Consider the following 23,790-nt stretch of genomic DNA (forward strand, 5'->3'; position numbering starts at 1 on the left):
GCTGTGCTGTTGGAGCCAACATGAGACATGGTTATTCCTCCCTTCACCCTGACCTATCTTCTATGCTGTTGCTTGATACATCCTATGAAGTTGCAGGCGGATAGGTATGGACTCACGTCTATGTCCCGGCGAGAAATGGTGTCAAAGCACCCAGATGGAACACATCCAGGTGATGCTGCGCGCGGGTGCAAGCCGTGTAAAACAGCTTGCGCTCCTTGGCCTCCGCGTAGACGGCCTCGCCCGCGTCGTAGAGAATCACGGCGTCGAACTCGAGCCCTTTGGCGAGGTACGCGGGCAAGATCATGACGCCAGCCTCGTAGTGCTGCGTTGTTTTGTTAATGCGCTGCAAGCCGGGCAGCAGCGGCTCCAGCTTGGCGTGCACGCGCTCCGTCTCGCGCTCGGTCTTGCACAGAATCGCGACGGAGCTGGCTCCGCCGTCGCGGCGCTCTTGAACAGCCGCCGCGATGAGGCGGCTGAGCTCGGTCTCGTCCTCTGCGCGCTGCAAGCGCGGAGGCTCGCCGCTGCGGCTGAACGGCTCGACCGGCTCGCCGCCCGGTAAAACCCCGCACGCGAACAATGTGATTTCGCGTGTCGAACGATAACTCTTGACGAGTCGAATCGTCTCCGTCTCGTCTTCTTTCATGAGCTCGCTGATGGAGGCGTACTCGCCCTCCGTCGAGTTCGCATTCACATTCGCATTCGCATGCGTGAAAATGCCCTGGTTCCAGTCGCCAAGCAGCGTAAAGCGAGCGCGCGGGAACAGCTTCTTCAAATACGCATAGTGAAACGGCGAATAGTCCTGCGCTTCATCCACAACGACATAGCGAATCGTGCCTACGCGCAGCTGCCCTTCGACCAAGCCCTTCAAATACACGAGAGGCGTCGCGTCCTCGTAGAGGATCCGGCCTTGCTCAAGCGCTTCTGCCGTGAAAACCCGAATCGTCTCCCATGCGGCAGGAAGCGCCTGCCCGGCGCTCTCCGCCAGCTCATGATGCAGCGCCGTCTGGGTAAATAGATCCTTGTACATCCCCAGCGCATCGACATACGCCAAGCTGTGCACTTGCTCCTTGAGCGGTTCAATCGCCTTATAGGCTTTGCTCTTGCTCATCCGTTTCATTTCCTGCTCGGTGCCTATATATTTCGGCTCTCGGACCATTTTACGATAAAATCGTTGCTGGACATCGCTTTGAATCTCATCCAACTTGCCCAGAACCCATTCGCTGAGTTGCTCCATCCGATCTCCGATCGCTTGCGTCGAAGCTTTGCGGTAGAAGCGTTCACTCAGTTGCTCGGCCGTAATCAGTACCTTCTTGCCCACAGCGAAATCGCGAAACCGCAAACCGCCGGTCTTCAGCTTCTCACCGTATGCTTCAATTACCTGCAGGAATGCCGCCGAAGTCTTGTAATGAATCCCTTGCAGCCGCGCCTGATAGGCCGAATCTTGATCCGTGCCGGTCAAAACATATTCCAACTGATCATAGGGGTCTTCAAGAGATAACTCCGTGCCGCTCAGCTTGTGCGTCAAATAGTCCTGAAACGTCGTCTGCTGCATATTGGCTTCGCCCAGCTCCGGCAGGACGTTCGAGACATAATCGCTGAACAGCGAGTTCGGCGAAAATAAAATCATATTATCGGCGCTCAGCGTCTTCCGATATTTGTACAAGAGGTAGGCAATCCGTTGCAGCGCAACGGATGTTTTGCCACTGCCCGCCGCGCCCTGCACAACGAGCACCTTATGCCGATCATCGCGGATGATCTGGTTCTGCTCGCGCTGAATCGTCGTGACGATGCTCTGCATCTTCTCGTCGGCGCTGCGGCTAAGCATCTGCTGGAGCATCTCATCGCCGATGGAAATGCCCGTGTCGAACACGTCCTGCAGCGCGCCCGCTTTGATAATATACTGCCGCTTCAGCAGCAGCTCACCGCTGACGTCCATCTCCGGCGTCAAGTAGGTGGCCGGACCTGGTGGATAATCGTAGAAAACACTCGCGATCGGCGCTCGCCAATCGTAAATCAGAATTTCATCACTGTTCGGATCGATGAAGGAAGTCAGACCAATGTAGATCTTCTCCCGATCGTTCTCGCCTCGTTCCCGGAAATCAATCCGGCTGAAATAAGGCGTGTCTACGACACGCTGCAGCTTGCGCAGCGCATCTTGGGCGACACGATAGCTTCGCTCTTGTCCCAGTAGGACATGCTCTTGCTGCGCCATACTTGCCGCAGTTTCAATAATATCATCCGCGTTATCGGCGTTAACGGAAATATCATCCCAGAAGCTCCGGCCTATCGCCGTAACTTCCGAGCGCCGTTCATCGACGATTTGGCCCAGTTCCTCGATTCGCTGCTTGATGCTTGTTCGAACCGTGCTGACACGGTCCGCTTCGCGCTCGCGTTCTTCTTTTTCGATAGGCATACTCGTGTCTCCCTTCTATGTATAAACCCCTTGGATCACTTCTTCAAAGTCCGGCTCTTCCATGTGCACATCGTCCATATCGCCCCAATCGCTAACGACGCGAAGCACTTCCATCACCTTCAACTCTTGACGGTTGCAGGCAAGCGTCAGCCTATGCGGTTCCTGTTCCACGATTCGGAACGGCAGCCCCCAACCCGCCGGTACTTGATAAGGGCCTCGAAAAGTAACCTTCATCATCGTCGGCAGGCCGATCCGCTCCCGCAGCTCGCTAATCGAACCATCATAGCCAATTTGCCCATGATTGATGACGATGACGCGCTGACATAATTGCTCGATGTCATCCATATCATGCGTGGTAAGGAGGATTGTCTTCCCAAAATCCTCATTTAACGCCTTCAAGAAGCCGCGAATATTCCGCTTCGCCACAACATCAAGCCCGATAGTCGGCTCATCAAGAAACAAAATATCCGGATCGTGCAGCATCGCCGCAGCCAAATCTGCGCGCATGCGCTGGCCGAGCGACAGCTTGCGGACGGGTGTGTCGAGGAACTCATTCAGTTCCAGGAGATCCTTTAATTCGCCTAAACGGCGGCGTGCTGACGCTTCATCGACGCGATACATCGCGGCCAGAATTTCGTAAGAATCTTTAACCGGCAAATCCCACCACAGCTGGCTCCTTTGGCCGAACACGACGCCGAGCCGCTGCACGACGCGTCTCCGGTGCTTTTGCGGACTAAACCCGTGAATAAGCACTTCCCCCGACGTTGGATGGAGAATGCCCGTTAGCATTTTGATGGTTGTTGATTTGCCTGCGCCATTAGGTCCAATATACCCGACAAATTCGCCCGATTCAATGTTGAAGCTTACATCGCGCACGGCTTCCTTCTCTTTGTAAGCTCTCGACAGCAGCGTGCGGATGCCGGCAAACTTGCCTTCTTGGACAAGCGGAGTTTGAAAGGTTTTGCGTAAATGTTTAACGGTTATCAAACGATCAGCTCCCTGTGCTTTGATAGCGGGACAAGCCTAACTTCCATAAACGCATAGCGAGAAGCAGGACCGCTGCCGACACAGCCATCGTCCCAAGAAGCATCCATAGGCTGCCTTGATCCCGCAGGAGATATAAAGTAGGTATGTAATTCACAAAGCCCACCGGAATCAGCACAAGCAATGCACCTTGCAACCATTTCGGATACAAGGACAAGGGATAGCGGGCCGCTGTTTGCGCAGCATCCTCTGTCATATTTTGCAGCGACTCGATGCGGGTCAACCAGAAGCCGGCAGCCGCCGTCGCAAGCCCTATGGCGAATAAAATCACTGTCCCCGTGCCGATAATGAGCAGCGTAAAAGGTATCGCTAACCAGCCGATCTGCCCGCTGGCCATCATAGCTTTCATTGAAATTGCCAGCAGCAGGACGCCCTGCGCCATTTCGGCGAATAAGATTCGGTTGTTCTGCGTCATCAGCGCAAGCAGCACCGGTATAGGCCGCGTAAGAAGCGGATCCAGGTCACCGGTTACGAGATACTTTTCCAAGTGATGCACGTCGGAGGCGAACGAGCGATAAATCGCTCTGGACATCATCATAACCCCATAGAGATAACAGACCTCGTACAAGTTCCAGCCCTTGATATTGCCGAATCGCATGAGCACAAGCGCCACCATCAGGAACTCGGAGATATGCACCATGGCGCCCATCGCGGTTGAAAAGAGAAAGTTGAACTTGTACTGCATCCGGCTCCGCAAACTGGCTTTGATAAGCAGCATATACAGCTTCAGCATCGTCATCCTCCCTGCACCTCCAGCTTTCTGCGCACCCCATGCGTTGCCGCCAGACAGACACAAGTAAACCCGATGCACCACAGGAGGGCGCCGAGCGTGGCAGTTCCATGTTCAAGCTGCATATAAATACGCGTTGGGTAGTAGAGCAAATACGGGTAAGGCGACCAAAAACCAATCGTGCGCAGCCAGCCCGGCAGCCACTCCAAAGGGATAAAAAAACCGGATAACAACATGCTGAACGCATAATTTACCCAGTAGAACCAGCGGGATTCAGTTGTCCATAAAGCGGCGACACCGATTAAATAATTCGTGCAAATGGAGATATAAGCTGCGAAGACAAGCGCAATCGCTGTCCAAGCATACACTGAAGCTTGATGTGGAAGCCGTAAGGAGAAGATGAAGAAGTAGAGGATGTAGATCGGCAGAAACTTGTAAAGAAATTGATAGATCACCTGCCCCCATTCCCGGCTCATCGCCTGATAGAACAAGTGAACCGGCCGCATGAGATCAACCGCAATTTGCCCGGTGCGAACCGACTGCTCCAAGCCCAGCCCATTCGTTGTGAACAGGGTGATCCATAAAATCGCCTGGTTGAATGCGATATAGCTCACGATTCCCTTCTGTCCGTAGTCGCCGAGCGATGTATCGCCGCCCAAACCCGTCCAGATGCTCACATAAATGAAGCCAAACGCAGCGCTTACCACATTGTGCAGCAAATGCGCCCCACGATACTGCAAGTTCCTGGCGTACGCCTTGCGCGCCAAAACCGCGAAAAGCATGAAACACCTCCTGAGCTTGTTGAGTTAGAGAAACTAGCTTGTTGATGCAGCCGCCGCGTAGAGAGAGAAATCTATATTACCAAAATTGCCCTGATGCTGGCAATGGTTTTTTTTCATCCATTTCTCCGCCGAAAATACCCCGTTGGCACAGCTACATTGACGGAACTACGATGCCTTATTGTATGGAATCGTCCCTTTTCTCCCCATGAAGAGGAACTACGATGCGTTAATCCGGTGAACATGCAGCTTTATCCCATTATTTCCTGCTCATAACGCACGGTAGTTCCGCGAAATGTCTATTGAACCGAAAATACCGGCTCATAACGTATCTGCGTTCCGTTCGCCCCTGCAAAAGGACAATCTATCGCAGTTCGAAGCGGTATGGGATGGTCAAAATGGAAAAAAACCCGAGGCTTATGCCTCAGGTCCTTGCCTTATTTCACATGTATGAGCGTTTCTGCCATTTCGCGGAACAACGAGCGCTGATATGAACGCGCCACCCTGTCAGCCCCGCAAGTCAGAAGCGCTTATTTAATAAAAACATATTTGGTCTTTTGAATGCTTTCCACATCGCTCTTTGCAATGACCAGCTTATCGGTCTCGCTGCGATCCTCAATCTGCAACGCAGTTAGCATTTCATCCACGATTTCCGGTTTAAACTCGGTAGGCAACACAATTCGGGGCTTTATTTGTTGCACAGCCCGGATTGACGTCGCTTTTTTAATATTCCAGGTGGGCGCATCGTTAAAATAGGTGAGCAGGATATCAATCTTGCCCAGTTGGTCGAGCTGTTCCTTCGTTAATTCATCCTGGCCCAAACCGCCGATATAGGCGATGCGCAAATCATCCACCTCGTAGACGTAGATGACATTTGTCGGCGCAGCTGGCTGAATGGGAGCTGTAGACTGAGAGGCGGCAACGCCGATCACCTTAACATCTTTCACGGTAAAGCGTTCCGCTTTCATTTCCGAAACTTTTGCTTCGGGATTATACTTTACGAAAACAGGGTCCTGATGGCTATGATTAATAAAGCTGGACGTAATAATGTCCGCGTGAAGCACGCCTTTCGTTACTGGCATCTCATGAGGATCGGCTACGATAACGGTTCCTTGCTTGGACACAATCGCAAACGACATATGATTGCCGCCCTTTTCTTCAGTAACACTTTTGATCAACGTTTTTCCAGTGTTGTTTTGGAGCGTTTCGGTGTCCTGCTTAGGCGATTTAGACGGAGCAGGCGATGGTTCCGACGTTGAAACGGGAGTCGCTTGTGCAGCCTGGGTAACCTCCGGCGCTTTACCGGCAGGGGTTGTCCCGTTAGAGCATGCTTGAAGAAATAAGATACTGGCAACGAGCAAAACCATGAATAGAGAAACGATGGTACGATGCATGTAATAGCCCCCTTCAATGTAGAATCCTTCACCAGATTAAATCAGTTTCCGGATGGAAAACATTGTGAATTGGAAGCAAATTACTGCAAATATGGAATTTCGGTCTATTTGTGTTTCAGCATCCAGCAAAATTGGTTGCGGTATTCTGCCGGCGTACAGCCCGTAAACTTACGAAAATTGCGATTAAAATGCGCGCTGTCCTGGATGCCCACCATCTGCATGATTTCGCTGACGGATAAGGTCGTATTTCTAAGCATAGAGCTGGCCATTTGCATACGAATAGCATTCACATACGCCATCATGGTGAGTCCAAGATGCTCTTTAAACTGGTTATTCAGTGTCGTTTTATTGGTGTTGAACGCTCTTGTCACATCTTCGACTTTAATCTTTTGCCGATAATTCGCGTGCACATATTGAATGATGGCTTCAATTTGCTTCGACGCTCCGTAAAGGATCTTGTCCGCCTGCAACTCCGAGCGATCATACAACCTTCGAACTAACGATAGAAGTTCCAGCATGAACGAACGGCTTCTGCACGGCCATGAAACATCGGGTTGAGCCGTCAATTGCTCATCAATCTCATCGATGATTTGCGAGATGTGCCTCGCGAACATCGGATCAATTTGTACACATTTCGCATAACAGCCGCTCCGGTCCCTGAAAGGCCGCAAGCACCATAAATCTTGCCGATCCGTGTCCGACCAGTCGTGTCCTTGCTCCATGACCGTTAGAAAGTCAAATTTATAATTAACAATTAACGGATGAAAGTAGATCGTTTTGGCCGCGATAGCGGAATCGCTGACAAGGGACAGGGATTCGTTTTCATTCAAGCAAATGATGGCCGGTGCGATGATAGGCACACTCTGTCCGTCGATTTGCAAAGCGCCGAAGCTTTCTTCGATGAGCATGAATCTGTACCTCGTACGCATGGCTTCCGCACTTTGGATATGTTCGTTACGATCCGTCCACATCAGATGGTGATAACCAGGATAAATTTTCCTGCCCACCGTTGTCCATTGCATGCTGAATTCCCCCGCTATAATAAAATGAAATTTTATGCAGGCAACCTGAAAGTTCGCCTATTCCCTTTATTTGAGACCCGCAAGCCACGTCGCCAAAGCTTTCAATTCTTCATCCTTCAAAGCCACTTGGAAGGGTGGCATGCCGCCTCCGCCCTTCTGAATCCGCTTGATAATCTCCGCTTCATCGAGGCGTTCTCCGACTTTTTGAATGTTTGGCCCCTCGCCGCCCTGCAAATTAGCACCGTGGCAAGAAATACAGAAGTTTTTATAAATCGTGGGGGCATCCGCTTTCACAGCTGCCGGCTCAGCTTGTTTTTCTTGATTCCCGCAGGCGGACAAGCTAAGAACAAGGATGACCGCACTAAGCAGCTTGAACCTCATTGGACATCATCTACTCCCTTAATCTCTTTTCCTATTATGATACCAGAGGCTTGGCTGAAAAATAAAGAAACTCGGAAAAGGACACGTTTCGTTTTATAAACTTGACTCAAAAAAGTCCGAATACGGTGAATAGATTTCTATCATCTGTGAAGTCATTTTACAAGTCTATGATCTATCTTAGACAGTATCCCTTCGATAACCCTCTAATCGATTCACAAGCCTAATTTGAACAGTTTTTATTCCCAATACCGCCATTTGATTCAAGCGATTTTTCTTTTAGAAGGTCTGTTCGCGATTGATGTCTTTACGACAACAGGAGCTTGTAGATAAGCTGATACAGGCGGAGCGTTCATTGCCGAAAACCATTGTAAATGGACTTCAAGTATTTTTGCACAGTTTAGTCGAGATGAATACGAACGGGAGGTTAGTTTTAATGTTACTGAATAAATTCTCCTAAGGAAAATATTGACACCACTGTAGTGATTTGAGATGATATGTTAATTTCTATGCTTTATCCGAGGTGATCCAAGTGAAGGAGTCCATTCAAAAAGCTGCCCAACGGATCAATATGGCTGTACGCCAACTGATCGGGAATTATTGGATCCCTAAGTCAAAATATCTGTATAAAATGGGGTTGCTTTCGAGACGATGAATATGCAAGATGACAATTTGCTGCCGATGGCGTCAGGTAACGCCGACGAATCGCTTGATGCAGAAACGGCCCGTCTAGCACGGCTGATTCACACCTATACGCCACATGACGGCACCTTTAGCCAGCGCATCCCCGGTTTGCACGTCAGTCGCTATTCACAAGTAAACATTGACTACGTAAAAACCTTCGACTCACCCTCTCTGTTAGTCGTTGCACAGGGGGCAAAGGTCGTCACCGTGGGGCAGGAGGTCTATCAGTTCGGCTGGTCGCATATGCTCATGTTCCCCGTTGCTCTACCAATCGCTGTGAAAACCATACATGCTAGCCATTCCGAACCATTCCTGAGTGTTAAGCTGAGCCTTGACCCGCAAAGGCTTGCTGAGTTGGCACTGAAAGTCTATCCCCAAGGCCTGCCTGCCGTTCGTAATTGGAGCGCGGGTTACGTTATTAGCGCTGATTTGGGCATGGTCAAAGCTGTGACGAGGCTAGTGGAGTGTCTCGCCAATCCCGGTGACGCTGAATTGCTTGCCCCGCTTGTGGTGGATGAGATTTTGATAAGAGTCCTGCGCAGCCCCATCGGCGTTCACGTCGCTGAAATTTGTTTTGCGGATTCTGACGCGCAGCGGGTTGTGAAGTCGATTGCTTGGCTCCGCGACAACTTCTCCCAACAGATGAAGGTTTCAGATTTGGCCGAGCTGGTACATATGAGCGAGTCCTCGTTTCACGAACATTTTAAGGCAGTCACTTCAATGAGCCCGTTGCAATATCAAAAAGCGCTGCGCCTTCATGAAGCGAGGCGTCTGATGGTTTCCAACTCCATGGATGCGAACACTGCTTGCCAGCTGGTGGGGTATGTGAGCACCTCTCAATTTAGCCGAGATTACAGCCGCTTTTTCGGAAGTCCTCCAAGGAGAGACGTCGCTAGATTGCGTCAACAAACGCGAATATTGGACTGATCAAATTGTATGGGATAGCAGGAAGAGCTCCACCTTCCCTGCTTCAGCCTTTACTGACCGAGTTGCTTACAATCCCCCTATTTTTCCTTCATAGCCCGCGGCCGTAAGGCTTGGCGGGCTATCATTCTATCATTCTATCAATCGAAAACCAGCCATATCGGACTACCTACAGATTAATCCATGAACGGTCAGAGGTCAGGGGGTGTTCCGGAGGATTAGGCAAGAAGTGACGAGGAACAGGCAAAGATCTGAGTGAGACGCAGATTATAATGAGATTAGCCTTGGGGCCGGTGGTGCTGATCGTTTATGCGCACAGTTGGTGGCTCAAGTAGATCTACTACTCAACAACTTAAGGAGGACTGCATTATGCGTATTTTTGTCACAGGAGCGACGGGCTTTATCGGTTCCGCCGTCGTCCGCGAACTCATCGATGCAGGGCATCAGGTAGTTGGCCTTGCCCGCTCAGACAAGGCTGCCGAGTCGCTGACGGCAGTCGGGGCTGAGGTGCACCATGGCGCCCTCGATGACCTCGACAGCCTGCATAAGGGTGCTGCCGCGGCAGACGGCGTCATTCACCTGGGCTTCAAGACCGACTTCTCGGACTTCGCCGGCGCAGTCGCAGCCGACCTGCGTGCCGTCGAGACGTTAGGTGCGGCGCTCGAGGGCTCCGAAAAACCGTTCGTGTTCACCTCGGGAACATTGTTGGTCGCATGGTCGACCCCGCTGGGGCTTCTCGGGACGGAGGAGGTCGCGGTCGACGACGCAGTGCCCCGGGGCGCAGCGGAGAATGCTGTGATCGCACTAGCAGAGCGCGGGGTGCGATCATCGGTCGTCCGTCTCGCACCGTCCGTGCACGGCCCGGGTGATCATGGCTTCGTCCCGATGCTGATCGACATTGCTCGCGACAAGGGCGTCTCCACCTACATCGGCGACGGGTCCAACCGCTGGCCAGCCGTTCATCGCCTCGATGCGGCGCGCCTGTACCGTCTCGCCGTCGAATCCGCACCGGCCGGCTCACGGCTGCACGGGGTCGACGAAGAAGGTGTGCCATTCCGTGACATCGCCGTCGTCATCGGTCGCCACCTAAACCTGCCAGTGGCCAGCATTTCCCGCGAAGAGGCAGAAGCCCACTTCGGCTTTCTAGGCGCCTTCACGTCGTCTGATAACCCGATGTCGAGTGCACTGACCCAGGAACGCTTGGGATGGCGGCCAGTGCACCCCACATTGATCCAGGATCTCGAACAGGGGCTTTACTTCAACCACTGAACTGAACCCATCGGCTCTAACTGTGTCTAAGCGGAAGGAAGCCCGCTGCTGGGCCTAGTTGTGTGATTGCTCTCATGGCATCTCATTAAGCAAACGGTGAACTACAGCTCAATACCAATACCACAGGCTGCCGCGAGAAATGAATGGCAGCCTTGCTGTGCTAACTGGCAGTATAGTTCTAAACATTTACATTTGAGAATTAGATTTAATGGTTATTGAAAGAAAGGTCTCAGATTTTGGGTAAATCTACGATCCGCTCCATACAAAGTCTTGATCTATAAACAACGGCGGTTGTTCGAAGGTCGATTTACTGAATAATTATGTTGTTGTAAATAACGAAAAGAAATGGATAGAAATTCAGATGTTTTCTGAAACTTCTATCCATTTTATTTAGCCAATAAAAACTCATTATTACTGGCTTTATTGGATTTCATCGTTTCTTTATTAATGATATTCCGTTTATACCAGCTTCAAACGAATCACGTTCCATGAAGCTTTAGACAGAGTCGCCTGCACCTGACCGCTGCTGGTTACAACCGCGTTACCATTCGTATGAGGCTTCACTTGATCCTGAGCTTCGAGGGTATTCGCCGCTTTCAGATCTTCGTTCTCCAGCACGATATGTTCGATCACGCGACTGCCGCCGAAGCTGCGCAGATCCAGCTCTAGCGGCAGTGCATCCTGCAAGTTGCGGTTAACAGCGAAAATCGTCACTTCTGCGTTCTCTTCATGATGAACTGCCACTGCTTCCAAGTATGGAACATCGGTATAGTCTTTGGCATCATATTTCGGCGATTTGATAAGCGGTACCAACACCGTTCCCCGCCCGAATACACTCGCGTGCATGTAGGGGTAGTAGATCGTTTGTTTCCAAGCGGCTCCGCCATTCGCTGTCATAATTGGCGCGATAACATTGACGAGCTGCGCCATGCAGGCCATCTTCACGCGATCCGCGCGTTTGAGCATGGAGATCAGCATACAGCCGACCAGCAGCGCATCCTCATGATTGTAAATGTCCTCAAGCTGCGGAGGGGCAATGCTCCAAGGCTCGATCTTCCGATCGGCATCGTTGGAGTGATACCATACGTTCCACTCGTCAAAGGAAAGGTGAATTTGCTTCTTGCCGCGTTTCTTCGCCTGCACATAGTCAGCTGTGGCAATGACAGTGTTGATGAATTTATCCATGCCGAGCGATTGTGCAAGAAAATTGGAAGAATCGTTATCCCGGTTGCCATAATATTGATGAAGCGAAATATAATCAACATGATCGTAGGTATGTTCCAGAACTGTCGCTTCCCATTCCGGGAAAGTTGGCATGTTCAGCGCAGAGCTGCCGCAGGCAACCAGCTCGATCGTTGGATCCACCCATTTCATTACTTTAGCCGTTTCACAGGCGATGCGGCCATATTCGGCAGCTGTTTTGCTGCTGATTTGCCAAGGGCCGTCCATTTCATTGCCCAGGCACCATGTCTTAATATTGTGCGCTTCCTTGTAGCCGTGCGAAATCCGCAAATCGCTCCAGTAGCTGCCCGACTTATGGTTAGCGTATTCGACCAGCTCACGTGCCTGATCTGGCCCTCTCGTGCCTAAATTTACAGCCATCATAGCCTCAGTCTTCGCTTTGCGGCACCAATCCATAAATTCATTGAGCCCGAAATAATTAGGCTCCAGCGTTCGCCAAGCAAGCTCCAGGCGCTTTTTACGCTGCTCCAGCGGACCCACGCCATCCTCCCAATTGTAACCGGATACAAAGTTACCTCCCGGGTAACGAACAATCGGAACATCCAATCCTTTAACCAGCTCCAGCACATCTGTCCGGAATCCTTGCTCATCCGCTTGCGGATGGCCCGGCTCATAGATGCCGCCATATACCGCGCGTCCCAAATGCTCAATAAATGAGCCATATATACGTGGATCGACTTCCCCCACTTTAAAATCCCTGTCAACAATCATGCTCGCTTTCATAGACATCGCCTTCACCTCATCGTATAATTAATAAAAATATGAATCGATTAATATTTTTATGATCTATAGACTTATTAAACAATACCCCAGCTATAATTTCAAGCTTTTCATTTCGCTTTTTTTGAATTAATATTTTCATTAATTAGTCGTTCGATCCGTCATTCATAGCGGATCCGAACATGAATCTCATTTTGAATCGAGTCGACGATTCCACTAAATAAGGAGTTATGACCTATGATCCAGACAACCACCGATCGCAAATGGCTGCCGCTCTATGAAGCATTGGCCAGTGATGTGAGGCTTACCATATTGGAGCTGCTTGCGGAGCGGCCAATGAATGTGAAGGATTTGGCAAATACGCTTGGCCTGAGCAGCGCTATTGTAACTATGCATGTGAAGAAGCTGGAGAAAGGCGGGCTGATTGTCACGGAGCTCGTCCGCAAGCAAGGCGGCACGCATAAAATATGCTCGCTGGCCGTGAACCGCATCGAAATGAACCTCCCTCAATCCGCTGAACAGCAGCGGACGTTCGATGAGGTTTCAATTCCGATCGGCCATTACACGCGATTCGATGTGCATCCGACCTGCGGGCTTGCGACAACGGAGCATACGATCGGTCAATACGATGATCCCCGTTATTTTTTTGAACCGGAGCGCATGCATGCCAGCATCCTGTGGTTTGGGCGCGGATTCGTCGAGTACCGGATCCCCAATTATGTGCTGCCCGGTCAAACGCTCGAAGAAATCGAGATCTCGCTGGAAATAGGCTCCGAGGCGCCCGGCATTCAGGAACACTGGCCATCGGATATTCACTTCTACGTGAATGACACACTGCTCGGCTATTGGACGAGCCCGGGAGATTCCGGTCGGGGACGCGGACTGCTCACGCCGGCATGGTGGCCGGACTCCATCAACCAATATGGCTGGCTGAAGGTTATCCGCATCACCGAGCTGGGCACCTTTCTCGATGGACAGCAGCTTTCCGCTGTCACGGTCAAGGATATCCGCATGTCCCGCAACGAGTGGCTACTACGTTTGGAAGTACCGGAACATGCGACACATGTCGGGGGATTGACGCTCTACGGCGAGGGCTTCGGCAATTACAATCGCGACATCACTTTCCGTACATATAGACGGTAAACAAAGCAAAAAACCGACCTCCCCTTCAAGGGAACGTCGGTTTCCATCTTATCTATCCATAATATCTGTAAACAATTGCTCTTTTCTTCAGGCTTATCTCGGTAACATGCAGGTAATCGAATATTTCAAAAGAATAATCAACAAAAGCCCGGCCTTTGGCCGTGATGACATGCCCGTCTTTTACGACACGGGTGTCAACGTAATTTCTCCGCGGGAATGGATTCCTCTACGCCTAATAGATAGATCCTATCCAGCGAGCAAGAGGCAGCCGGGCCGCTGACCCTTCTCCGCCGCCTGTAAGGGCCGTTTCGGCTCTTTCACGCTCGCTCACTCGCGTCTCCTGCTGCTGTAACGCCCAAAATGGACGCTTCAACTCGGTCAGCCAGGCCGCCGACCCTTCTCCGCCGCCTGTAAGGGCCGTTTCGGCTCTTTCACGCTGCCTCACTCGCCTCTCCTGCTGCTGTAACGCCCAAAATGGACGCTTCACTTCGATCTGCCAGGTCGCTGCCCCTTTTCCGCTGCCCGTAAGGGCCATTTTGGCTCTTTCACGCTGGCTCTACTCGCTATCCCGCTGCCGTAACGCCCAAAATGGACGCTTCAACTCGGTCAGCCAGGCCGCTGACCCTTCTCCGCCGCCTGTAAGGGCCATTTTGGCTCTTTCACGCTCGCTCACTCGCCTCTCATGCCGCTGTAACGCCCAAAATGGACGCTTCACTTCGATCTGTCAGGCCGCTGATCCTTTTCCGCCGCCTGTAAGGGCCGTTTCAGCCCTTTCGCGCTGCCTCACTCGCTATCCCACTGCCGTAACGCCTAAAATGGACGCTTCAACTCGGCCAGTCCGGCCGCTGACCCTTCTCCGCTGCCCGTAAGGGCCGTTTCGGCCCTTTCACGCTGCCTCACTCGCCTCTCCCGCTGCCGTAACGCCCAAAATGGACGCTTCAACTCGGCCAGTCCAGCCGCTGACCCTTTTCCGCCGCCTGTAAGGGCCGTTTCGGCTCTTTCACGCTCGCTCACTCGCCTATCCCGCTGCTGTAACGCCCAAAATGGCCCCTTCAACTCGATCAGCCAGGCCGCTGACCCTTCTCCGCTGCCCGTAAGGGCCGTTTCGGCTCTTTCACTCTCGCTCACTCGCCTATCCCGCTGCCGTAACGCCTAAAATGGACGCTTCAACTCGGCCAGTCCGGCCGCTGACCCTTCTCCGCTGCCCGTAAGGGCCGTTTCGGCTCTTTCGCGCTCGCTCACTCGCCTATCCTGCTGCTGTAACGCCCAAAATGGACGCTTCAACTCGGCCAGTCCGGCCGCTGAACCTTCTCCGCCGCCCGTAAGGGCCGTTTTGGCCCTTTCACGTAGCCTCCTCGCTACCCCGCTGCTGTAACGCCCAAAATGGACGCTTCACTTCGCTCAGCCAGGCCGCTGACCCTTTTCCGCCGCCTGAAAGAGCCGTTTCGGCCCTTTCACGCTCGCTCACTCGCTATCCCGCTGCTGTAACGCCCAAAATGGACGCTTCAACTCGGTCTTCCGGGCCGCTGACCCTTTTCCGCCGCCTGAAAGGGCCGTTTCGGCCCTTTCACGCTCGCTCACTCGCTCTCCCGCTGCCGTAACGCCCAAAATGGACGCTTCAACTCGGTATGTTTTCCCCTTCTAGCTCCCTGCGTTCTAGCTCTCTGCCTCCCAACCTGCCTCATTGATTTTGCCCATAATGAACTTCGTTTCGCCGTCGACGATCAGCCGATCCAGCCCTTTCCCCGCACAGAAACCGTTGCGGCGTCGTCACCAACTTTTTGCATACCTTCTTCATTCTCCGGGCATGTACGCCATAATAGCGAATGGTTTTAAAATTTTTGTTGGCTCATCATTCAATATTCTCATTAAGAAGGAACGCCCAGCTCCGTCCCTGCTCTAGGAGCAGCCTCAGCCTGCTGATTCCGCTCTGCTCTCCTCAAATACTTTTGGCGGCGCCAGCGAATTACGACCAGAATGCCTCGCAGATACTCGTCACAGATCATTGCCACATAAATGCCGGCTAATCCCCAGCCCATGCGGATGCCCAATACATAAGAAAGGCCAGCTGCTACGCCCCACATGGAGATCAAAGAAATGACCATATTATACCGTGTATCCCCGATCGCATTCAGCGAATTCCCCATCCCCATGTTGAGCATCCTCCCCGGCTGCAGGATCAGCGTAAGCACGATACAGGAAAGCGCCAGCTGAATAATCGCTGGGTCGGAGGTGAAGAGTCCGAGAAAGCTTCTGCCAATCAACACAAGAATCCCGCAGTTGAAGGCGACAAGCCCTAGTCCTATCCAAGTCCCGCGATACCCGCTCCGGTACGCCTCTTTCAAATTCCCTGCACCATAGAGATGAGCAATTTGGATTTGCACAGCCAGAGCGATCGAATAGCCCAGCATAAAACAAATCGACTCCAACGTGTTCATGTACGTTCGGGCCGCTAATTCCTTGGCCCCCAGCATCGCCAGAAACGTGTAGATCGTTAACTGCGTAAGCACCCACGACGACATGTTAATGCCAAGCGGCCAGCCGATTTTCAATACTTCGCCAAACAGCTTACGATTGAAAAGGAACAGATCCCGCCACTGCATCCTGCGCTCAAAGGCAGTAAGAAACATGTAGAGCAGCATCAGTGTCGCAAGCAGGCGGCTGACTAGCGTGGAAATCGCAACCCCCGTCAAGCCCAGCTGAGGAAAGCCCAGTTCCCCATAAATGAACCCGTAATTAAATACAATATGAATGACGTTCATTCCGATTGCCGTAATCATCGGCCCTTTGGTATTGCCCGTATTCCGGATGACCGTGCTGAGCGCAGCGGTTAAAGCGGTTAGCACCATTCCTCCGCCGACGATGGAAATATACGTTTCCGCCAAAGGCAGCAGGCGCTCCTCCAATTGAAACAGCTTCGCAAGCGGTCGCGCTTCGGTAAACAAGAGCAGACTGAGTGCGAAACCGATGATCGCGCTAACCGTTACGGCCATAACCGCGACAGTACGCGCGTCTTCATTGTTTTTGGCCCCCAGCTTTTGGGCAATCAGGATGCCTGCTCCGCTGGCGATGGTCATGAACAACGTCGTTAACGCTTGAAACAGTTGATTCGACAGTCCTACCACGGCTACAGCATCATCAGAAACCCGGCTGACCATGAGTGTGTCAACGGCTCCCAGCAGCAGTTGCAGCAGTAATTCGATAAAAATGGGCCACGCGAGCAGCCAAAGCGAAAATTTGTTAGTTTCTTTAATCATGCACTCTCCACCATCCAAGCATTCTGTCTTTTTTTTGTGTAAATAAAACTTTGTTTTCTGCTCAAATTATAGATGCTTTACTTGAATCCGTGTATGATGAAAGCAACCCAAACTTTCAAAATTCCAACTTCTCTCCAGAAGATCAGAAAGGCAGACTTCTCATGGCTCTTATTGCATTCACCGTCCCCCCGCTGCCCCACTATATCATTAGCGGATCCAACACCATTCCCAAAGGCGGCAGCCATCCGAGTCGGCACAACATCCAGGTGTTCGATCTGTTAGTCACCACAAACGGCTGCTTCTACATCGGCGAAGACGACAATCACTTCGAAGTGTCCGCCGGGCATGCTGTCATCTTGCGACCGGACCGCTATCACTTTGCCATGCAAAAATGCGCCCAAGATACGGATACGCATTGGCTGCACTTCCATGCCGGCGGTACCTGGGCGATGGTCGATGACACTTTGCCTCATACGTCGTTTGAAGAATCGGCGCATAAGCCGATCCAGCCCTTTGCCGTGGAGCCATTCACGATTCGTATTCCGCAATTCACGCGCCTCCTTCAGCCGGATAAGACCTATGATTTGCTTGAGCAGTTGCATCAGCTTCACCCGCGCGCGCATGTAAACGGCATTCGTTGGACGCAGCAGCAGCTGTTTCAAGATCTGCTGCGCCAGCTTTCCGCATCGATCGAGACCGAAGGCCACTCGCCTTGGACCGCTCCTGCTGAAAAAGCCGCCTCCTATTTGAGGCAGCATTACCGGCGTGCCGTCACCGCCAAGGAGCTCGGCGAAAGCGTCAATTTCCACCCCGTATATATCGCCCGCTGCATGCAAAAGGAATACGGCTGCTCCCCCACCGAATACGTAAACAAAATCCGCATCCAGCAGGCAAAGCTGCTGCTGTTGCAAACCGATCTTCCCATCGCCCGCATTGCAGAAGAGGTCGGCTTTGAGCAGCCTGCCTACTTCGCCACATGCTTCACGAAGCTTGAAGGCATTTCTCCCCGGCAGTACAGGCAGCGCTTTTCCCACGGATGAGAACCCGGCACAGCCATCTTACGGCTTTGCTGCACCGATGATGAATTATGATATACTGTAACGAAAATGACCAGCGATCAATAATCATCCCAAGGAGACTTCATCTATGCCTACCCCCTTGCATTGGAAGCAGTCACTATGGATTCTATGGGTGGCTAACTTCTCTATTATGTGCGGCATGAATCTCGTTTTGCCTTTTCTTCCGCTCTATATCGAGCAGCTTGGCGTTCATCAGCTTGCGGATGTGGAACGCTGGACAGGCTGGATTGTCGCGGCGCAATTCATCACTTCGTTCCTGACCCAACCGCTATGGGGCGCTATAGCCGATAAGCGCGGGAGGAAAATCATGCTGCTCCGCGCGGGTCTCGGCATGGCCGTCGTTACCGCCCTGATGGGCATCGTAACGAACCCCTGGCAGCTGCTCGCGCTGCGGCTGCTGAACGGGTTCTTCTCCGGCTTCATCTCCATGGCCGTCTCGCTGCAGGCGTCGATCACACCGACCGAGCATTCGGGCCGGGCGCTGGGCACCCTTCAAACCGGCGCCATTGCCGGCTCTCTCATCGGCCCGCTGATTGGCGGTTTGCTGGCTGAATTTATCGGCTACAATAAAGTCTTTTTCTTTACTGGCGGGCTCATGCTGTGCGCGAGTATTGTGGTCATGGTCTTCATCCATGAGGATCACAAGCCGGCCGCCGCGAAGAAAGGCAAGCAGCGCATGCAGTGGGGCTTATTCCGGCCGCTGCTACCGGTCTTCGCCGCTTCGCTGATTACCCAGGTTGGGATGATGAGCATTGAGCCGATCGTTACAGTCTATGCGAAAACGCTCTATCTCGGAAGCCATCTGGAGCTGCTGGCCGGGCTCGTAGTCGCGATTACGGGCATCGCGAATTTATTCGGCGCCCCGACCCTGGGCAGGCTGGGTGATCGCATCGGCCAACGCAAAACGCTCATGCTTGCGCTAGTAATGGCCGCTCTCGCCTTCATCCCGCAAGCCTTCGCGACGGGCATCACCATGCTGCTGGTCGGCAGATTCCTGCTGGGACTCTTCATCGGCGGCATGATTCCTTCCTTGAATGTGCTCGTCAAGAAGCTCGCTCCCGTCCAAATTCAAGGGACCGCTTACGGTTTCAACACTTCGTCGCTGTTTCTCGGCAACCTCATCGGTCCGCTGATGGGCAGCCATCTTGCCGCCGCGTACGGATTTACATCCGTTTTCTATGTGACGATGGCTGTTCTTCTGCTCAATGCCGTGTTCGTTTATGCCAATCGCGGATTGGACAAACAGCCGGATACGCAGCCCAACTAAAACAAGGATTGTTCTTCAAGCATGCGTGCTGCCTGAGGACAATCCTTGTTTCTTTTTGTCATAGATTGAAGCGTGTTCTAATACCCTAAAAAAGAAATGGAATCGTAAAGGAGCTGACTTTTCTTGGAGACATCTACTTCCACAGGTCAACAACCGCACGTGTACCAACCGCAACAGCAAAGTGCAATCATCAGTGTAAAAGACTGGATGCTTACTATTCTGCTGCTCGCCATTCCAGTCGTGAATCTCGTTATGCTGTTCGTATGGGCATTTGGCGGCGGCACGAACCCCTCAAAAGCCAATTATGCCAAAGCAGCCTTGATCTGGGCATTGATTGGTATTGTGATCTATGTGCTCTTTTTTGTTATCATCTTCGGCGCTGTTATTTCTAACGCAAAATAAGCCTAGGCCTAGGGGCTCTATTTGTCGTAACTTACAGCCGCAGCTTTGGACTGCCGATCTGCTGCACGCCGGTAAACCAGACTGTATATGCCGGCGACAAATAGAGCACCGCCTAACGAATTTCCTATATAGACTGGCACACAATTTTCAACAAATTGTATCCAAGTCGCCTTCCCGGCAAAAATAGCGGCTGGAATTACGAACATATTGGCAACCACATGCTGGAATCCCATTGCTACGAAAGCCATTGTAGGGAACCAGATCCCAACTATTTTCCCGCCGCTCTCATCGGCACCATACGATAACCAAACCGCGAGTCCGACGAGCCAGTTGCAACCAATACCCGACAACAACGCTATCAGGAAAGGTTCTTCGATCTTGGCATGGACAACCTTCACCAACTTGTCTGCATACACGCCATGTTCCGTCATCCCGACAAGATGTCCGAACAGATAAGCGATTAACAAGGCGCCCAGCATATTCCCGACCGTAATGATCAGCCAGTTTTTCGCTACATCGATCAAACAGATCTTACGCGAGATGAACGCAGACGGGACTGCCATCATATTACCAGTCAGCAGCTCGCCCCCGGCAAGCAAGGTCAGGATTAGCCCCAGCGGAAACACAGCGGCTCCAAGGATGCCCCCAAAGTCGCTCCATGGCGATGGTATCGTAGCGCTGACCCTGATGTACAGCAGAAATCCAAGAGAAATATAAGCACCACCCAATACACCCAAGGCCAACTGGCTGCGAAGGGGCAAATGAACCTTCTTCACACCGGCTTCCACCGTACGTTCCCAAATCTGTTCCGGCTTCACAAATCCCATCTCCACCGCCTCCATCCCCCACTATGCGCTGTTAGTCCTGCATTTCGTCTAACACTTGATCTGCAATAGGGAAAAACATTTCCTCCTCCGTCAAAAGATGCTCCGATATAGCGGAGCAAGCCATACTAAGCAGCGAAATTGCTTTTTTCAACTTCACGCTGTCAGCCGCCATGCTCGGGTCCGCATAGTCGACAAAAGAACGGACGAATCGTTCCGCTTGTTTATGATCCTCTTCCATCACCCATTTGGAAGTGATAAAAGATGGATCCATACCTTGATTGGCATACCGTTCAAGTACCGGAAATATTTCCTCCTCTTCCCAATGCTCATGATCTTGTATGAGTTTCATATAAGAAATCATTTGCCGCCGAAGTTCCCGTAGCAAATCCATAGATTCATCTGTTCCAAGCGTCGCAAGCATATGACTCGTTTTCAACTGCACATCCTCCAGCTCTTTTTTGAGTGCACTGTGCTCATCCTTTAAGCGTTCTATAGCAATTCTGAGTTCAACAACCATCCTGTTTTCCCCCTCATACTGCGAATACCCCTATTGTAATCTTCTACACGGAATTGCACTGTGAAGAGTATCACAGCCGACTTATATTTCTTTGTGACATTCCTCACTGCGGCATTTCTGACTCGGGTTTATCCTGAACGTGAAAGATCCTGGATTTCCTGTCATGGGGGTTATTATTGTGAAAAAGACGAACGTGAGCAAACTCGTAAACAAAATGGACAGCGACACGGCTAACACCTATATGCTGAACGCAAAATTCCTGCTGATTGTATGGGTGGTAATTGCAAATTGTATCGATCCGCTCATTCATCAAAGCGCGATTTTAAAAGCCGTGTATTTGAGCATTTACACGTTTCATATCCCTATGTTCGTCATGGTCACGGGGTATTTCTCCAAAAATTTTCAATTCAATCGCGCTGGCATAAGGAGCCTGCAGTTGATTTTTTATCATTATTTATTGTTTCAAAGCCTTTATTCTCTGCTCGATGCGCTATCCTTTCATGCGCCTGGCGTTCACTATTCATTCTTCATTCCTTATTCATTATTATGGTTTTTATTCAGCCACTTTTGCTGGCGGTTATTACTGCTCCTTTTCACAAAATTGCAGCATCCGCTTGTAGTCTCGATTGCGCTCGGCGTGCTCATTGGGTATTTGCCTTTCACCGGAGCCATGTTCAGCTTCTCAAGAACCATTGTGTTCTTTCCCTTTTTCTTAGCCGGCTATTACTTCCATCCGAATGTTCTCCCGATACAATGGCTGCGCAGCTTCAGAGGGTTAAGCGTGCTTCTTGCGTCTGGCATTCTTCTCTGCCTAAGTGTGATTCCCCTAGATCCCAAATGGTTATACAGCAGCTATACGTATGTGGAGCTTGGCCAATTGAGCTGGTTAGCAGGCGCATACAGGTTGGGCATTTATGCCTTGGAGGCCACGGCTTCCTTCTGCTTCTTATGCTTCGTTCCGCATATAACGTCTACGCTGACTGAATGGGGTAAACATACGGTTTATGTGTTTTTGCTGCATGGGCTCATCCTTAAAACCATCATAGCGACAGGGCTCTTCCGTCACATCCAAAGCCCGGCGCAAATCATGCTCGTTATTCTGTTCGCCATCGCGCTTACTTGGCTGCTCTCGCAAAAATGGGTGCGACGGCTCAGTCGTCCGTTGATTGAGCCTAACCTAAGTTTCTTGGAAAGCTTAGTGACAAGAAAACATCAGATATAATGCTTTGGGCATGTCTAAACCCATACGTTTGGGCGTGGAGAGGGAATTGGGTATAGGGTTCCAACCGCTGTTAAAGTCGTGTTCCTTGAATTTACAAGGTGGTTCGAACACGACTTTAAAGGCGGACGCTATCGCTTTTCCACCCCATACCCATTCCCTTCCTGTTCTACTCTGTGCTGCCTTCCAATTCTCGTTTAACTAACCTGTCTTCCTCCGGTATTCCTATCCATGAACACCCCTGTAAGATTCCGGGACATTTCGCCTCCGCAAGCTTCGCAAGAAAACGGAGGAGATGCTGCCGGACCGCCTATTCCCCATGCACAGCGAGATTGGCGGAACTACGATGCCTTATTCCACGATAACGTCCCTTTTCTCCCCCTGAAGCGGAACTAGGGTGCGTTAAATGAGCGAAAGTGTGTCTAGAACCCGCTAAAACTCAGCATTTCCTGCTCATAACGCACGGTAGTTCCGCGAAATGTCTCTACAACCGAAAATACCATTTCTTAATGCATCTACGTTCCGCTCACCCATGCAAAAAGACGATCTATCGCAGATCGAGGCGACATTTCAATACTACAAACAGATGTGGCACTTCCGGATCTTCTACGTCTATCCTGTCAAATGCCCGTACCCCACAATGCGTGCGGAATCTCTCCGCTCTGCGAGCTTGTCACACACATACCTGACGACATACGCTTTCCTTAGCATGGGTATCCCTAACGATTCAAATAAACCTCCAACCCCGCCGTTATGCGGTTTTGGAGGCTTTGGCCGTTGTGGCGGTTCTGGAGGTTTTGGCATACAGGTAAGCAACTGCATGTTCAGGTATTCACAGGCTGCTTTTTTCCTGCTTTTTACGGTGATAATGCTGATTAACTTTTACGCGATTCCCGCATCTCTCCATACTGCACCAGCGCCTTTGCTGGTTTCGGCTGGTATCGTAGAAATACAAAATGCAAACGGTGTTCTCGCATTTTTTCAAATTATCCGGCTTGAACGACATGAAGAAAAGCGCCGCTTCTTCCAGAAACAAAGCCGGCAGTTGCGAGATGTCGTAATACCTCACTGCAGATGCGGCGGATCCTTGTTTGTCGAGCTGATAATATCCTCTGTACCTGGTAAGCTCCTTATTTATATATGCGATAAAGGAATCCGGTACTTCTTTATCCCTGATAATGTCTATAACCGCTTGCTCCAAGCGGTTTCTGAAGGACAATATCCGCTCGAAAATCTCTTCCCGCTTAAGGGCATGATCAGCATCCAACTGCCCAGTAACGAACCTGCGCTTCCCCGCTTGCTCTAACCATTGCAGCAAATCATACCAATTATGCAAGAGCTCTGTTCGAACGCCCTTTATGTTTTTTCTTGTATTCACAAAATCAGTAACAAAGTGGTTGCCGTCAAAAATATAACCTGTTTGTTTCACAGCAAGTCTCATCTCCATTCAGACTGCGATTTCGCTCCATCACTCACACGT

The 23,790-nt window shown here is 51.3% G+C and carries 22 protein-coding genes; 7 read left to right on the forward strand and 15 right to left on the reverse strand.

The genetic code is table 11. The features are described 5' to 3' along the window. Nucleotides 1-118: 118 nt before the first annotated feature. The 7 genes from helD to ABRS97_RS22665 all read right to left on the reverse strand — a co-directional run bounded on the left by helD (nucleotide 119) and on the right by ABRS97_RS22665 (nucleotide 7,763). Nucleotides 119-2,413: an RNA polymerase recycling motor HelD gene (gene helD, locus ABRS97_RS22635; protein WP_367819215.1), complete on the reverse strand. Its 2,295-nt coding sequence runs from the start codon at nucleotides 2,411-2,413 to the stop codon at nucleotides 119-121. Between the two features lie 15 nt (nucleotides 2,414-2,428). Beyond that, nucleotides 2,429-3,400 (reverse strand): ABC transporter ATP-binding protein, encoded by a 972-nt coding sequence (locus tag ABRS97_RS22640; protein ID WP_367819213.1) that lies wholly within the window; start codon nucleotides 3,398-3,400, stop codon nucleotides 2,429-2,431. Nucleotides 3,401-3,404: 4 nt separating this feature from the next. Continuing rightward, nucleotides 3,405-4,196, reverse strand: coding sequence for an ABC transporter permease (locus ABRS97_RS22645; protein ID WP_367819211.1), 792 nt, complete (start codon nucleotides 4,194-4,196; stop codon nucleotides 3,405-3,407). Continuing rightward, on the reverse strand, nucleotides 4,193-4,969 hold the full coding sequence (locus tag ABRS97_RS22650; RefSeq protein ID WP_367819209.1) for an ABC transporter permease: 777 nt from the start codon (nucleotides 4,967-4,969) through the stop codon (nucleotides 4,193-4,195). Before ABRS97_RS22650 ends, ABRS97_RS22645 begins: the two co-directional genes overlap by 4 nt. 527 nt (nucleotides 4,970-5,496) lie before the next feature. Then, nucleotides 5,497-6,360 carry an MBL fold metallo-hydrolase gene (locus ABRS97_RS22655; RefSeq protein WP_367819207.1) on the reverse strand — a complete coding sequence of 288 codons (864 nt, stop codon included), beginning with the start codon at nucleotides 6,358-6,360 and terminating at the stop codon, nucleotides 5,497-5,499. Nucleotides 6,361-6,464: 104 nt separating this feature from the next. Continuing rightward, nucleotides 6,465-7,382 carry a helix-turn-helix transcriptional regulator gene (locus tag ABRS97_RS22660; RefSeq protein ID WP_367819205.1) on the reverse strand — a complete coding sequence of 306 codons (918 nt, stop codon included), beginning with the start codon at nucleotides 7,380-7,382 and terminating at the stop codon, nucleotides 6,465-6,467. A 66-nt stretch (nucleotides 7,383-7,448) separates the two neighbouring features. Further along, on the reverse strand, nucleotides 7,449-7,763 hold the full coding sequence (locus ABRS97_RS22665) for a c-type cytochrome (protein ID WP_367819203.1): 315 nt from the start codon (nucleotides 7,761-7,763) through the stop codon (nucleotides 7,449-7,451). A 648-nt stretch (nucleotides 7,764-8,411) separates the two neighbouring features. Between ABRS97_RS22665 and ABRS97_RS22670 the strand changes: the two genes are divergently transcribed. Next, on the forward strand, nucleotides 8,412-9,371 hold the full coding sequence (locus ABRS97_RS22670; protein ID WP_367819201.1) for an AraC family transcriptional regulator: 960 nt from the start codon (nucleotides 8,412-8,414) through the stop codon (nucleotides 9,369-9,371). Nucleotides 9,372-9,737: 366 nt separating this feature from the next. Next, nucleotides 9,738-10,637 (forward strand): SDR family oxidoreductase, encoded by a 900-nt coding sequence (locus tag ABRS97_RS22675; protein WP_367819200.1) that lies wholly within the window; start codon nucleotides 9,738-9,740, stop codon nucleotides 10,635-10,637. Between the two features lie 459 nt (nucleotides 10,638-11,096). Here the strand turns inward: ABRS97_RS22675 and arfA are convergent, their stop codons facing one another. Beyond that, on the reverse strand, nucleotides 11,097-12,608 hold the full coding sequence (arfA, locus tag ABRS97_RS22680) for an arabinosylfuranosidase ArfA (protein WP_367819198.1): 1,512 nt from the start codon (nucleotides 12,606-12,608) through the stop codon (nucleotides 11,097-11,099). Nucleotides 12,609-12,836: 228 nt separating this feature from the next. Here arfA and ABRS97_RS22685 point away from each other — a divergent pair, with 228 nt between their 5' ends. Next, nucleotides 12,837-13,742, forward strand: a complete 906-nt coding sequence (locus tag ABRS97_RS22685) for an ArsR/SmtB family transcription factor (protein ID WP_367819196.1) — start codon at nucleotides 12,837-12,839, stop codon at nucleotides 13,740-13,742. 232 nt (nucleotides 13,743-13,974) lie between these two features. On the opposite strand, the gene ABRS97_RS22690 is transcribed toward ABRS97_RS22685, so the two are convergent. The 4 genes from ABRS97_RS22690 to ABRS97_RS22705 form a co-directional block, all read right to left on the reverse strand. Beyond that, nucleotides 13,975-14,277: a hypothetical protein gene (locus ABRS97_RS22690; protein ID WP_367819195.1), complete on the reverse strand. Its 303-nt coding sequence runs from the start codon at nucleotides 14,275-14,277 to the stop codon at nucleotides 13,975-13,977. Between the two features lie 275 nt (nucleotides 14,278-14,552). Further along, nucleotides 14,553-14,870 (reverse strand): hypothetical protein, encoded by a 318-nt coding sequence (locus ABRS97_RS22695; protein WP_367819194.1) that lies wholly within the window; start codon nucleotides 14,868-14,870, stop codon nucleotides 14,553-14,555. 214 nt (nucleotides 14,871-15,084) lie between these two features. Next, entirely contained in the window at nucleotides 15,085-15,210 is a 126-nt protein-coding gene (locus ABRS97_RS22700) for a hypothetical protein (protein ID WP_367819193.1), read from the reverse strand. Between the two features lie 400 nt (nucleotides 15,211-15,610). Continuing rightward, complete coding sequence (locus ABRS97_RS22705; RefSeq protein ID WP_367819192.1) at nucleotides 15,611-16,999, reverse strand: MATE family efflux transporter; 1,389 nt, start codon at nucleotides 16,997-16,999, stop codon at nucleotides 15,611-15,613. 161 nt (nucleotides 17,000-17,160) lie between these two features. On the opposite strand from ABRS97_RS22705, the gene ABRS97_RS22710 reads away from it, so the two are divergent. From ABRS97_RS22710 to ABRS97_RS22720, 3 genes are all read left to right on the forward strand, one after another. Continuing rightward, on the forward strand, nucleotides 17,161-18,039 hold the full coding sequence (locus tag ABRS97_RS22710) for a helix-turn-helix transcriptional regulator (protein ID WP_367819190.1): 879 nt from the start codon (nucleotides 17,161-17,163) through the stop codon (nucleotides 18,037-18,039). Between the two features lie 106 nt (nucleotides 18,040-18,145). Continuing rightward, complete coding sequence (locus ABRS97_RS22715; RefSeq protein WP_367819189.1) at nucleotides 18,146-19,345, forward strand: MFS transporter; 1,200 nt, start codon at nucleotides 18,146-18,148, stop codon at nucleotides 19,343-19,345. 123 nt (nucleotides 19,346-19,468) lie between these two features. Next, entirely contained in the window at nucleotides 19,469-19,747 is a 279-nt protein-coding gene (locus ABRS97_RS22720) for a hypothetical protein (protein ID WP_483312503.1), read from the forward strand. Nucleotides 19,748-19,764: 17 nt separating this feature from the next. Here the strand turns inward: ABRS97_RS22720 and ABRS97_RS22725 are convergent, their stop codons facing one another. Beyond that, nucleotides 19,765-20,574 carry a formate/nitrite transporter family protein gene (locus tag ABRS97_RS22725; protein ID WP_367819188.1) on the reverse strand — a complete coding sequence of 270 codons (810 nt, stop codon included), beginning with the start codon at nucleotides 20,572-20,574 and terminating at the stop codon, nucleotides 19,765-19,767. 31 nt (nucleotides 20,575-20,605) lie between these two features. Next, entirely contained in the window at nucleotides 20,606-21,091 is a 486-nt protein-coding gene (locus tag ABRS97_RS22730) for a hemerythrin domain-containing protein (protein ID WP_367819187.1), read from the reverse strand. Between the two features lie 178 nt (nucleotides 21,092-21,269). Between ABRS97_RS22730 and ABRS97_RS22735 the strand changes: the two genes are divergently transcribed. Beyond that, a complete protein-coding gene (locus ABRS97_RS22735) occupies nucleotides 21,270-22,313 on the forward strand; it encodes an acyltransferase family protein (protein WP_367819186.1) in 1,044 nt (347 codons plus the stop codon). A gap of 829 nt (nucleotides 22,314-23,142) precedes the next feature. Here the strand turns inward: ABRS97_RS22735 and ABRS97_RS22740 are convergent. Continuing rightward, complete coding sequence (locus ABRS97_RS22740; protein ID WP_367819184.1) at nucleotides 23,143-23,739, reverse strand: CGNR zinc finger domain-containing protein; 597 nt, start codon at nucleotides 23,737-23,739, stop codon at nucleotides 23,143-23,145. Between the last annotated feature and the right edge of the window lie 51 nt (nucleotides 23,740-23,790).

Source organism: Paenibacillus tabacirhizosphaerae (assembly GCF_040812395.1).
Lineage (GTDB): Bacteria > Bacillota > Bacilli > Paenibacillales > NBRC-103111 > Paenibacillus_E.

What these genes read in the sequence shown, in the direction of transcription:
- helD (WP_367819215.1), bottom strand. Translation starts at nt 2,413, where the DNA reads ATGCCTATCGAAAAAGAAGAACGCGAGCGCGAAGCGGACCGTGTCAGC.
- ABRS97_RS22645 (WP_367819211.1), bottom strand. Translation starts at nt 4,196, where the DNA reads ATGACGATGCTGAAGCTGTATATGCTGCTTATCAAAGCCAGTTTGCGG.
- ABRS97_RS22650 (WP_367819209.1), bottom strand. Translation starts at nt 4,969, where the DNA reads ATGCTTTTCGCGGTTTTGGCGCGCAAGGCGTACGCCAGGAACTTGCAG.
- ABRS97_RS22655 (WP_367819207.1), bottom strand. Translation starts at nt 6,360, where the DNA reads ATGCATCGTACCATCGTTTCTCTATTCATGGTTTTGCTCGTTGCCAGT.
- ABRS97_RS22660 (WP_367819205.1), bottom strand. Translation starts at nt 7,382, where the DNA reads ATGCAATGGACAACGGTGGGCAGGAAAATTTATCCTGGTTATCACCAT.
- ABRS97_RS22665 (WP_367819203.1), bottom strand. Translation starts at nt 7,763, where the DNA reads ATGAGGTTCAAGCTGCTTAGTGCGGTCATCCTTGTTCTTAGCTTGTCC.
- ABRS97_RS22670 (WP_367819201.1), top strand. Translation starts at nt 8,412, where the DNA reads ATGAATATGCAAGATGACAATTTGCTGCCGATGGCGTCAGGTAACGCC.
- ABRS97_RS22675 (WP_367819200.1), top strand. Translation starts at nt 9,738, where the DNA reads ATGCGTATTTTTGTCACAGGAGCGACGGGCTTTATCGGTTCCGCCGTC.
- arfA (WP_367819198.1), bottom strand. Translation starts at nt 12,608, where the DNA reads ATGTCTATGAAAGCGAGCATGATTGTTGACAGGGATTTTAAAGTGGGG.
- ABRS97_RS22685 (WP_367819196.1), top strand. Translation starts at nt 12,837, where the DNA reads ATGATCCAGACAACCACCGATCGCAAATGGCTGCCGCTCTATGAAGCA.
- ABRS97_RS22690 (WP_367819195.1), bottom strand. Translation starts at nt 14,277, where the DNA reads ATGGCCCTTACGGGCAGCGGAAAAGGGGCAGCGACCTGGCAGATCGAA.
- ABRS97_RS22705 (WP_367819192.1), bottom strand. Translation starts at nt 16,999, where the DNA reads ATGATTAAAGAAACTAACAAATTTTCGCTTTGGCTGCTCGCGTGGCCC.
- ABRS97_RS22710 (WP_367819190.1), top strand. Translation starts at nt 17,161, where the DNA reads ATGGCTCTTATTGCATTCACCGTCCCCCCGCTGCCCCACTATATCATT.
- ABRS97_RS22715 (WP_367819189.1), top strand. Translation starts at nt 18,146, where the DNA reads ATGCCTACCCCCTTGCATTGGAAGCAGTCACTATGGATTCTATGGGTG.
- ABRS97_RS22725 (WP_367819188.1), bottom strand. Translation starts at nt 20,574, where the DNA reads ATGGGATTTGTGAAGCCGGAACAGATTTGGGAACGTACGGTGGAAGCC.
- ABRS97_RS22730 (WP_367819187.1), bottom strand. Translation starts at nt 21,091, where the DNA reads ATGGTTGTTGAACTCAGAATTGCTATAGAACGCTTAAAGGATGAGCAC.